The sequence below is a fragment of the Flavobacterium xueshanense genome (assembly GCF_900112975.1).
In the GTDB taxonomy this organism is placed as follows: domain Bacteria; phylum Bacteroidota; class Bacteroidia; order Flavobacteriales; family Flavobacteriaceae; genus Flavobacterium; species Flavobacterium xueshanense.
Genome location: NZ_FONQ01000005.1, coordinates 84,039 through 95,627 on the forward strand (window position 1 = coordinate 84,039; position 11,589 = coordinate 95,627).

An 11,589-nucleotide genomic window follows, 5' to 3' on the forward strand; every position below is an offset into this window, starting at 1 on the left:
ACGTATGTTGCGTTTTAACTAAGGTACTGCTTTGTGAAACAGCACTTTCAAAACAGCTAACAAGAACAAATGAGATAACTAACGCAAAAAACATCCATTTGATTTGGTTCACTGACTCTCTTTTAATCATTTAATATGGTTATTTCTTAAAGAACAAATTTGTACAATAAAAATTAGAGATGCAATACCCACTTTTAGTGATATTTCAAAAAAAATGATTTTTTTTATTTTCTTGTTTTTAAGTCCATTTAGTAAAAGACATTTGAGTTAAAATAAAACTTAATTCAAATTTCTGAAACTCATTTTAAGTTCATCAAGTTTGTCTTATATTTGTAAAAATTAAAAAAATGTCAGAAAAGATAACCCCCTATAAAGATTCTGCCTTAGGCAAAAAAGAACAGGTTGCGCAAATGTTTGACACCATTTCTGGAAATTATGACAATCTGAATCGCGTCATTTCTTTCGGTATAGATATAAAATGGCGAAAAAAAGTATTGCAAATGGTTGCCAAATCCAATCCGAAAATAATTTTGGATATTGCAACAGGAACAGGAGATTTAGCCATCTTGATGGCGCAAACTAACGCTGAAAAAATTATTGGTTTAGATATTTCTGCTGGAATGCTAAAAGTTGGAGAAAAAAAAATTGCCGATAAAAATCTTTCTTCTACAATTGAAATGATTTTAGGAGACTCTGAAAACATGCCTTTTGAAGACAATTATTTTGATGCAATTACCGTTGCTTTTGGCGTCCGTAATTTTGAAACATTAGAAAAAGGATTGGCGGAAATATTAAGAGTTCTGAAGCCAAATGGCGTTTTCGTGATTTTAGAAACTTCCGTTCCTGATAAAACACCGTACAAACAAGGATATAATTTTTACAGCAAAAACATATTGCCTTTGATAGGAAAAATATTCTCTAAGGATAATGTTGCTTATGGTTATTTATCGGAATCAGCTGCCGCATTTCCGTATGGCGAAGCGTTAAACAATATTTTGAGAAAAACTGGGTTTATAGATGTCGTAGCTTTACCGCAAACTTTTGGAGTAGCTACCATTTATTCAGCTTCTAAAAAATAATATGAAAAAAATAATTGTCTTTCTGTTTTTTGCTTTTATTCTAAACGGATATGCTCAAAGATCTAAAAACATATTTAGCAGAGACCCTATTATTAATTTAGAAAATTTTCAAAAAAAAAGAGTCTATTATGGCTTTTACTTAGGTTTTAATTCCTACGATTTTAAAATAGATTATAAAATAGGGTATAAAACGGAAACACCAGACATTCTCGTAAATAAAACTACAGGTTTTAATGTGGGAATTATTGGTGATTTAAAACTTCGAGAATACATCAACTTACGTTTTGAACCCGGACTTTATTATACAAAAAGAGATTTATATTATCCCAATTTCACTAACAGCGGCGATGCGTTAAGAGAAGTAAACAGTACTTACATTCATTTCCCGCTATTACTAAAGGTATCTTCGCTAAGAACCGGCAATATTCGCCCTTATGCTTTGGGAGGATTGTCGGCTACTTTAAACTTATCCAGTAATTCAAAATTGATAGATGATAATTTACAGCAACGTTTCCGTGTAAAATCGTGGACTACTAATTACGAATTGGGTTTTGGGATTGATCTTTTTTCAGAATATTTTATATTTTCGCCATCAATAAGAGGTGTTTTTGGAATTAACGATGAATTAATTAGAGACAACGACCCAAACAGTCCTTGGACAGGAAATATTGAATCTCTGAAAACTAGAGCTGTATTTATCAACTTTTCTTTCCATTAAAGAATAGTTTTCAGTTTTCAGTCGCAATATTCAGATCTCATTGTAACCTATGACTAAGAACTAAATACTAACCTCTGCAGAATTCACTTAAAACAATAGCAGTTGCCGTAGCTACATTCAAGCTTTCTGTTTTTTGAAGATCGCCAAAACGAGGAATTGTGAGTCGGCTGGTTACCAACTTTTCAAGTTCGGTAGAAATTCCGTTCGCTTCGTTCCCCATAATAATAATTCCTTCTTTGGGCAATACCGATTTATAAATGTTCGTTCCATCCATAAACGTACCAAAAACTGATAATTTGGTAGTTGCCACAAAAGCGTTTAAATCTATATAATTGATGTTGACTCTCGCTATAGAACCCATTGTAGCCTGCACCACTTTCGGATTGTATACATCAACCGTTTCCTTTGAACACAAGACTTGTTGTATTCCAAACCAGTCACACAATCGCAGTATAGTCCCTAAATTTCCGGGATCCCGAATAGAATCGAGCGCTACAATCAAACCGGTTTCTATGATTGGTTTTTCTGTTGGCATTTTAAAAACAGCTAAACAAGAATTCGACGTCGCCAATGCCGTTAATTTTTTTAAATCACTTGCTGAAACAATGGTTTTTTTTTCCTTGGAAACCGCGTCAAAATCATTTTGAGTGGTATACAAATGCTCCAATACAAAATCAGAATCCAAGAGTTCCTGAATCCCTTTCACACCTTCGGCAAAAAATAATTTATTGGCAATTCTATATTTTTTTTGTTGCAAACTCGTTATAAGCTTTATTTGGTTTTTACTAACCATAAAATAATGTACTTTTGAATTAAATATTTTAGGACACTTGAAAAAAATTTCCACAAAAATAACTGCATTTATTGTAATTGCAATACTAATTTCCGCATGTAACGCTGTAAAAAGAGTTCCAGACGGAAAACTGCTGCTTACGAAAAACGAAATTACCGTAAATGACAAGACAATTAAGGATGAAAATGTTTTTAATCAACTGTATCAAAAACCAAACAGCACCTTACTGGGATACAGATTGCGATTGAATCTTTACAATTTAGCAAACCTAAATCCAGATTCAACATACCAAGCCAAATTTACCAACAATCCGGAAAAATTCAGACGAAAATCAAAATGGTTGTCAGAAAAACAAGTGAATCGTCTGGGAAAATCTTTTTGGTATCACGGAATTCATGATTTCTTGAAAAGAACCGGCGAACCTCCTGTAATTATTGATAAAGACCGAGCCGACAAATCATTGTTGCGTTTGAAATATTACTATTTCAATAATGGATTTTTTAATGTAAATGCCGCTTACAAAATAGATACGTTGGCTCTAAAAAAAGCCAAGATAAAATATGCTGTAACTCCCGGAAACGCTTACTTTCTGGATTCTTTGAGGACTACTATTGCAACACCAGCTTTGGATTCGTTGTACCAAACAAACAAATCTAACACGTACATTAAGTCCGGGAATCAATACAAAACAGATGATTTTGAAAATGAAAAAAACCGCATTACCACTCATTTCAGAAACAATGGAGTGTATTATTTTCAGCCCAATTATGTGACTTTCGACATTGACACCATTAAAAAAGTGAATCTGGCAAACATTAATTTGATGATTAATAATTATTCCTATCAAGAAGGGGATTCAACTAAAACTGAACCTTTCAAAATTTATAAAATAAGCGATGTAAATATCTACACTGATTATTCTCCAAGTAATAATGCGCTAAACATTACAGATAGTACCACGTATAAAAACTTTAATCTTTACAGTCAGGAAAAATTAAAATACAAACCAAAAGCAATTACCAACGCCATTTTTATTACAAAAGGAGGATTGTACGCTGACAATAAAACCGTTTTGACCACGCGGTATTTGAACAATCTTAAGATTTTCAATTATCCTTCGATACAATATGAAGTTGATAAAAGAGATACAACTGCGCAATCATTGATTGCCAAAGTGTATTTGACTCCAAGAAAAAAATATAGTTTTGGAACCACATTGGATGTGACCCATTCTAACATTCAGGATTTTGGTATTGGTTTAAGTGTTTCTGAAACAATCAGAAACGTATTCAATGGCGCAGAAACACTTGAAATTGCAGCACGTGGAAACATAGGCGCGTCAAAAGATCTAGCGAATCCAAAAAATAATTTTTTCAATGTTTCAGAATATGGATTGGATTTAAAACTAAATATCCCACGAATTTTCATGCCGTTTAATACCGATAAAATCATTGCCAAAAGCATGATTCCATCTACTCTAATTACCGTAGGTTTCGCAAAACAAAGAAACATAGGATTAGACAAAGAGAATTTTACGGGCGCGCTTTCTTATAATTGGACTCCAAAAATAAATCACACGGCTAAATTTGATCTTTTCAGCACTCAGTTTGTTCGAAATTTAAATCCTAAAAACTATTTTAATGTTTACGGTTCTTCTTACAATGCCTTAAATGACTTAAGCAAAGAATACAACACAAATTCTTCCTATTATAACAATAACATAAACAAAGATTTGTTGATTGAACAAGGAACAGCCGGTTTTACAAATGATGTTCTTACGGGTAACGCCAACTTTTTAAAACCATTAAAAACTGCCGATATTGAAGCGGTAAGAAGTATTGAAGAGCGACGATTGAGACTTACGGAAAACGATTTTATTTTAGCAACCAGTTTTACTTTTTCAAAAACAACTAAAAACGATTTAGCCGACAATAATTTTTATCTTTTCAAAACGAAAATAGAATCCGCGGGAACGATTTTATCCGCTTTTGCAAAGACCACCAATCAGAAAAAAAACATCAATGGGAATTATGAAATATTCAATCTGGAATATTCTGAATATATAAAAACAGAATTCGATTACATCAAACATTGGGATTTATCCAAAGAAAAAATCGTTGCATTCCGTACCTTTTTTGGAATCGCCATTCCGTTTGGAAATTCAAATTACATTCCTTTTTCCCGAAGTTACTTTTCAGGCGGATCGAATGACAACAGAGCTTGGCAACCGTATGGTTTAGGACCTGGAAGCAGCGGAGCTTTAGATGATTTTAATGAAGCTAACATGAAAATTGCCATCAGTGGAGAATTTCGATTTAAACTTTTGGGTAGTTTGAAAGGAGCTGTTTTTGCTGATGCTGGGAATATTTGGAATGTACTGGATAATGTCGTGGATGAGAAATCTACCTTCACCGACCTCAGCGATTTAAAAGACATGGCATTGGGCACAGGATTTGGAATCAGGTACGACTTGAGTTTTTTTGTAATTCGTTTTGATCTAGGATTTAAAACCTACAATCCCGCCAATGAAACCAACAAAAGATGGTTTAGAGAATACAACTTTGCGAACTCCGTTTTAAATTTTGGAATAAATTATCCGTTCTAATGCTAATTAATTCTTATTTTTGCAAAACTAAAAACTAAAAAAAACAACTAAAAAAAGTACAATGACACACAACATAAAACCAGGCGTAGCTACAGGAGATCAGGTTCAGGAAATTTTTAATTATGCTAAAGAAAAAGGATTTGCACTTCCGGCAGTAAATGTTACGGGGTCAAATACAATCAATGGCGTTCTTGAAACTGCAGCAAAACTGAATGCTCCGGTTATCATTCAATTTTCTAATGGAGGAGCACAATTCAACGCTGGAAAAGGACTTTCGAATGTAGGAGAAAAAGCTGCAATCGCTGGTGGCATAGCTGGTGCATTACATATTCATACTTTGGCGGAAGCTTACGGAGCTACAGTAATTTTACATACTGACCACTGTGCAAAAAAATTATTACCTTGGATTGACGGTTTGTTAGATGCTTCGGAAGCACATTTTGCTAAAACTGGAAAACCTTTGTATTCGTCTCACATGATTGATTTATCTGAGGAACCAATCGAAGAAAATATCGAAATTTGCAAAGGCTATTTAGAAAGAATGAGCAAAATGGGAATGACATTGGAAATCGAACTTGGAATTACTGGTGGTGAAGAAGATGGTGTGGACAACTCAGATGTGGATAGTTCTAAATTATACACACAACCTGAAGAAGTTGCGTATGCATACGAAGAACTTTCTAAAATAAGCCCAAGATTTACAATTGCTGCTGCTTTTGGAAATGTTCATGGCGTTTACAAACCCGGGAATGTGAAATTGACTCCAAAAATCTTAAAAAACTCTCAGGATTTTGTTCAAAACAAATTCAATACAGGACACAACCCAGTGGATTTTGTTTTTCATGGTGGTTCCGGTTCTACATTAGAAGAAATAAGAGAAGGTATTAGCTACGGTGTAATAAAAATGAATATCGATACTGATTTACAATTTGCATTTACCGAAGGTATTCGTGATTACATGGTAAAAAATATTGACTATTTGAAAACTCAAATTGGCAACCCAGAAGGTGCTGATGCTCCAAACAAAAAACATTACGATCCAAGAAAATGGTTGCGTGAAAGCGAAGTTACTTTCAACACAAGGCTGGAACAAGCATTTGCGGACTTGAACAACGTGAATACATTATAAAAATAGTGGTCAGTTTTTAGTGTTCAGTTCTCAAATGCTGATAATGGAACACTAAAACTGATTACAAAACACTGAATACCTGATTACTGAACACTGAATACTAAAGAAATGGCTTGGTTTAAAAGAAAAGAAAAAGGGATTACTACTGCTACCGAAGACAAAATGGATATTCCAAAAGGACTTTGGTACAAATCTCCAACTGGAAAAATTATTGATGCCGATGAGCTAGCTCGTAACTTATTTGTAAGTCCCGAGGATGGTTTTCACGTTAGAATTGGAAGTACAGAATATTTTCACATTTTATTTGACAACAATGAATTTGTTGAATTAGATAAAAACATGACTTCTAAAGATCCTTTGCATTTTGTTGACACCAAAAAATATGCAGATCGTTTGAAAGATGTAATGGAAAAAACCAAACTCAAAGATGCAGTACGCACGGGAGTTGGAAAATCAAAAGGTAAAGATTTAGTTATTTGCTGTATGGATTTTGCCTTCATTGGTGGTTCTATGGGTGCAGTTGTAGGTGAAAAAATTGCGAGAGGAATTGATCACGCAATCAAAAACAACATGCCATTTGTAATGATTTCTAAATCTGGTGGAGCAAGAATGATGGAAGCCGCTTATTCATTAATGCAATTAGCTAAAACATCTGTAAAACTGGCTCAGCTTGCTGAAGCAAAATTGCCTTACATTTCGTTATGTACAGACCCAACAACTGGAGGAACAACTGCTTCATACGCGATGCTGGGTGACATCAACATATCTGAACCAGGCGCATTAATTGGATTTGCAGGACCAAGAGTTGTAAGAGACACAACAGGAAAAGATTTGCCGGAAGGTTTCCAGACTGCTGAGTTTCTTCTTGAACATGGTTTCTTAGACTTTATCACACCAAGAAAAGAATTGAAAGACAAGATTAACTTGTATATCGATTTGATCCAAAATAATCCTATCCGATAAATGAAATCCCGTGCAATCGGGATTTTTATTTTACACCACTTTTTTTTAAAATATAAACTGAAAAAAGCAGCTTCCAAAAATATCGGAAGCTGCTTTTTTTTTGCATTTCTATACAATTTATTTCTAAAAAAGGAATGCAAGTTCCTTCCAAAAACCGAACTTAATTTATTTACATTCCGGTTCTAATTGCCTCAACAGGATCTAATTTAGAAGCGGAGATAGCCGGAAGAATTCCAGAAATCACACCAACAATAATTGACAATCCTGAACCAATAAGTATATTCCAAAAACTCAAAACGAATTCAAAATCCAACACACTAGTTAAAAGCACGGATAACAACCAAACTATCAATAAACCAATTGCTCCACCAATAACACAAAGAATAATAGCTTCAAATAAAAATTGAAAAAGTATAAATCTATTTTTTGCTCCTAACGATTTTTGAATCCCAATTAAATTGGTACGCTCTTTTACTGAAACGAACATTATGTTAGCCACTCCAAATCCACCAACTAAAAACGAAAAAACACTAATCAAAATTCCGCCTCCACGCATGGCACTAATAATTCCATCTAATAAATCTGTAAATCCGGAAAGAACATTGATGAAAAAATTATCGATTTCATCTATTTTCATACCGCGATAATTTCGTAGTTTCTGAGCCAGTTCCGCTTTGAACGCATCCATATCAACCCCCTTTTCAGGCTTCACCAGAATTACAGGCGTCATCGCATCATTATTGTCCCCGTACAACTTCCTTAAAAAATTAACCGGAATGAAAGCTGACGTATCATTACTATCGCCAAACATTCCTGCACCTTGCTTTTTCAACATCCCAATAACGGTGAAACGCTGACCATACAGACGTAGATTTTTCCCGATTGGTTCACTTTCGCCAAAAAGACTCTTCGTAATATCATATCCTAAAACGATTACAGGAGCTCCAGAATTAGATTCAGATTCATTATAAAATCTTCCCTTTTCAAACTCAAGTCCTTGAATTTCTATAAATTCGTGAGAAACTGGAACAATGTTAACATCACTTACAGATCCCGACTCGAATTTAAGACTTTCTCTACCCACAAAAAATTGGTACGCCATTTGATCTAAATTGTTCATTGAACTTTTCAAATATTCATATTCATCGTATTTAACATCCGGAAACTGTTCCTTTTTCCACATTGGAATTTCGGAAGGACCAAAAGAAAATCGCATTAAATAAATAGTATTTTTATCCAAACTGCTCAAATCTTTTTTTATTTTTTTGTCCAAAGAATCTACAGCAGCCAAAACAGCAATGATAGAAAAAATACCGATCGTCACTCCTAGCAAAGAAAGCAAAGTTCGTAACTTATTGTTGCGCAACGCATTCATTGCAAACCCTAAACTCTCTTTTAATAATCGAAGATAAACTAACATACAATCTGTTTTGTGTTAAAGTAAAATTCTGTAAATATTATTCAAAAACCTAACGAAAAATCATTTCGTTCCATCGCTGCTCCATTATTTTATGTCCTCCAATAGAACAGCATTAAAAATTACAATTATCTCAATTTCAAATGGCTTTATTTTGACATTAAAAAACTATTTTTGCATTTTATAACTATAACTACATAATGAGTACAACTAAAACAATTCAATCTGCTTTAATCTCAGTCTTTTCAAAAGAAGGATTGGAACCGATAGTAAGACAACTAAATAGTCAAAATGTTACACTTTATTCTACTGGTGGTACAGAGGATTTCATAAAAAACTTAGGGATTCCCGTAATACCCGTAGAAGATGTGACCTCCTACCCTTCTATTTTGGGCGGAAGAGTTAAAACACTTCACCCAAAAGTTTTTGGAGGAATATTAAATCGCCAAGACAACGAGAGCGATGTGCAACAAATGCAAGAATTCAATATCCCCCAAATTGATTTGGTAATCGTGGACTTGTACCCTTTTGAAAAAACAGTTGCGTCAGGGGCAGATGAGGCTGACATCATTGAAAAAATAGATATTGGTGGTATTTCTTTAATTCGTGCTGCCGCAAAAAACTTTAAGGATACTGTAATCGTTGCTTCGGTTGAGCAATATAGTTTACTTCTGGACATGATTACAGAACAAAATGGTGGAACAACACTAGAAGACAGAAAATTATTGGCTACAAAAGCATTTCATGTTTCATCCCATTATGACACTGCAATTTTCAACTATTTCAATACTGATGAAACAATATACAAACAAAGTATTGCTAACGGCCAAGCCTTAAGATACGGCGAAAACCCACATCAGAAAGGATTTTTCTTCGGTGATTTTGACGCTATGTTCAAGAAAGTTCACGGAAAAGAATTGTCGTACAACAATTTATTAGATGTAGATGCTGCTGTAAATTTGATTAATGAATTCAAAAATGACGGACCTACATTTGCTATATTAAAACATAATAATGCTTGTGGTTTAGCCACTAGAACAACGGTAAACGAAGCATATTTAGCCGCATTGGCCTGCGACCCAACATCAGCTTTTGGAGGCGTTTTGATTTCCAATACTAAAATTGATGTTGCAACTGCTGTCGAAATCAACAAATTGTTTTGCGAAGTTGTAATTGCTCCGGAATTTGATAAAGAAGCTACAGCCATTTTACAAGAAAAGAAAAACCGAATTATATTAGTTCAAAACGAGGTTGAATTGCCACAAAAACTCGTACGAACATGCTTAAACGGAATTTTAGTTCAGGAAAGAAACAACATCACAGATACTAAAGAAGCATTAAGAACCGTTACTATAAACACGCCGTCAGAACAAGAAATTCAAGATTTAATATTTGCTTCGAAAATTTGTAAAAACACAAAATCAAACACGATTGTTTTTGCCAAAAACGGTACACTTATTGCTTCCGGCACAGGACAGACATCACGAGTTGATGCCTTGCTTCAAGCCATTGAAAAAGCTAAAAATTTCGGTTTTGATTTGCATGGAGCTTCAATGGCGAGTGATGCTTTTTTCCCTTTTCCGGATTGTGTGGAAATAGCTAAAAAAGCAGGAATTACAGCTGTAATACAGCCCGGTGGATCTATTAAAGACGAATTAAGTATCAATTACTGCAATGAAAATAAAGTTGCAATGGTATTTACGGGAACGCGTCATTTTAAACATTAATTTGTTTAACTTTGTTCGTTTCAAATTTATAACATTTTAACCCTTAAAAAACTTATGGGATTTTTTGATTTCATGACCGAGGATATTGCGATAGACCTTGGTACCGCTAACACTTTAATCATACATAATGATAAAGTAGTAATTGACAGCCCTTCAATAGTTGCCCGCGATAGAATATCTGGTAAAATAATTGCTGTAGGTAAAGAAGCCAGCATGATGCAGGGTAAGACACATGAAAACATTAAAACGATTAGACCTTTGAAGGACGGTGTAATTGCTGATTTTGATGCTTCCGAAAAAATGATAAGCTTATTTATAAAAAGCATTCCAGCATTGAAGAAAAGAATGTTTACACCCGCATTAAGAATGGTTGTCTGTATTCCTTCCGGCATTACTGAAGTGGAAATGAGGGCGGTAAAAGAATCATGCGAAAGAGTTAATGGTAAAGAAGTTTATTTGATACATGAACCTATGGCCGCCGCAATAGGTATTGGAATAGACATTATGCAACCTAAAGGAAACATGATTGTTGATATAGGTGGTGGAACAACTGAAATTGCAGTGATTGCATTAGGTGGAATCGTATGTGACAAATCAGTGAAAATTGCTGGTGATGTATTTACGAATGATATTGTATATTATATGCGTACCCAACACAATCTATTTGTTGGAGAAACTACCGCTGAAAAAATAAAAATTCAAATTGGTGCCGCTATCGAAGATTTAGAAACTCCTCCAGAAGACATGTCTGTTCAAGGTAGAGATCTACTAACAGGTAAACCAAAACAAGTTGAAGTTTCTTATAGAGAAATTGCAAAAGCATTAGACAAATCCATACAACGTATCGAAGATGCGGTAATGGAAACTCTATCTCAAACACCTCCAGAATTAGCTGCTGATATTTACAATACCGGTATTTATCTTGCTGGTGGAGGATCAATGTTAAGAGGTCTTGATAAAAGAATTTCGCAAAAAACAGACTTACCTGTTTATATTGCTGAAGATCCATTGAGAGCAGTTGTTAGAGGAACTGGTATGGCGCTTAAAAATATCGTGAAATTTAAAAGTATCCTTATAAAATAACAAAAAAATGAATTTTAAATTCCAATTTTTACTACAGATTGTCAGTAAAATGGGATTTAGAATTCTATTTTTGAT

At 34.2% G+C, this 11,589-nt stretch carries 9 protein-coding genes; 7 read left to right on the forward strand and 2 right to left on the reverse strand.

Annotation, left to right across the window (positions count from 1 at the left end; all coding sequences use genetic code 11):
- Positions 1–347: 347 nt before the first annotated feature.
- Positions 348–1,079, forward strand: coding sequence for a bifunctional demethylmenaquinone methyltransferase/2-methoxy-6-polyprenyl-1,4-benzoquinol methylase UbiE (gene ubiE / locus BMZ76_RS06870; protein ID WP_091204261.1), 732 nt, complete (start codon positions 348–350; stop codon positions 1,077–1,079).
- Between the two features lies 1 nt (position 1,080).
- Positions 1,081–1,797, forward strand: coding sequence for a type IX secretion/gliding motility protein PorT/SprT (gene porT, locus BMZ76_RS06875; protein WP_091204262.1), 717 nt, complete (start codon positions 1,081–1,083; stop codon positions 1,795–1,797).
- 67 nt (positions 1,798–1,864) lie between these two features.
- Here the strand turns inward: porT and BMZ76_RS06880 are convergent, their stop codons facing one another.
- On the reverse strand, positions 1,865–2,590 hold the full coding sequence (locus BMZ76_RS06880) for an RNA methyltransferase (RefSeq protein ID WP_091204452.1): 726 nt from the start codon (positions 2,588–2,590) through the stop codon (positions 1,865–1,867).
- Between the two features lie 37 nt (positions 2,591–2,627).
- Here BMZ76_RS06880 and tamL point away from each other — a divergent pair, with 37 nt between their 5' ends.
- The 3 genes from tamL to accD all read left to right on the forward strand — a co-directional run bounded on the left by tamL (position 2,628) and on the right by accD (position 7,287).
- Positions 2,628–5,195 carry a translocation and assembly module lipoprotein TamL gene (tamL, locus tag BMZ76_RS06885; RefSeq protein WP_091204266.1) on the forward strand — a complete coding sequence of 856 codons (2,568 nt, stop codon included), beginning with the start codon at positions 2,628–2,630 and terminating at the stop codon, positions 5,193–5,195.
- Between the two features lie 61 nt (positions 5,196–5,256).
- Positions 5,257–6,324, forward strand: coding sequence for a class II fructose-bisphosphate aldolase (gene fbaA / locus BMZ76_RS06890; protein WP_091204268.1), 1,068 nt, complete (start codon positions 5,257–5,259; stop codon positions 6,322–6,324).
- Between the two features lie 108 nt (positions 6,325–6,432).
- Positions 6,433–7,287 carry an acetyl-CoA carboxylase, carboxyltransferase subunit beta gene (gene accD, locus BMZ76_RS06895; protein ID WP_091204271.1) on the forward strand — a complete coding sequence of 285 codons (855 nt, stop codon included), beginning with the start codon at positions 6,433–6,435 and terminating at the stop codon, positions 7,285–7,287.
- A 169-nt stretch (positions 7,288–7,456) separates the two neighbouring features.
- Here accD and BMZ76_RS06905 read toward each other — a convergent pair whose 3' ends face one another.
- A complete protein-coding gene (locus tag BMZ76_RS06905; RefSeq protein ID WP_091204276.1) occupies positions 7,457–8,707 on the reverse strand; it encodes an ABC transporter permease in 1,251 nt (416 codons plus the stop codon).
- 197 nt (positions 8,708–8,904) lie between these two features.
- Between BMZ76_RS06905 and purH the strand changes: the two genes are divergently transcribed.
- Together purH and BMZ76_RS06915 are read left to right on the forward strand one after the other, a co-directional pair.
- A complete protein-coding gene (purH, locus tag BMZ76_RS06910) occupies positions 8,905–10,431 on the forward strand; it encodes a bifunctional phosphoribosylaminoimidazolecarboxamide formyltransferase/IMP cyclohydrolase (RefSeq protein WP_091204279.1) in 1,527 nt (508 codons plus the stop codon).
- Positions 10,432–10,485: 54 nt separating this feature from the next.
- Positions 10,486–11,514 (forward strand): rod shape-determining protein, encoded by a 1,029-nt coding sequence (locus BMZ76_RS06915; protein ID WP_091204281.1) that lies wholly within the window; start codon positions 10,486–10,488, stop codon positions 11,512–11,514.
- Positions 11,515–11,589: the final 75 nt, after the last annotated feature.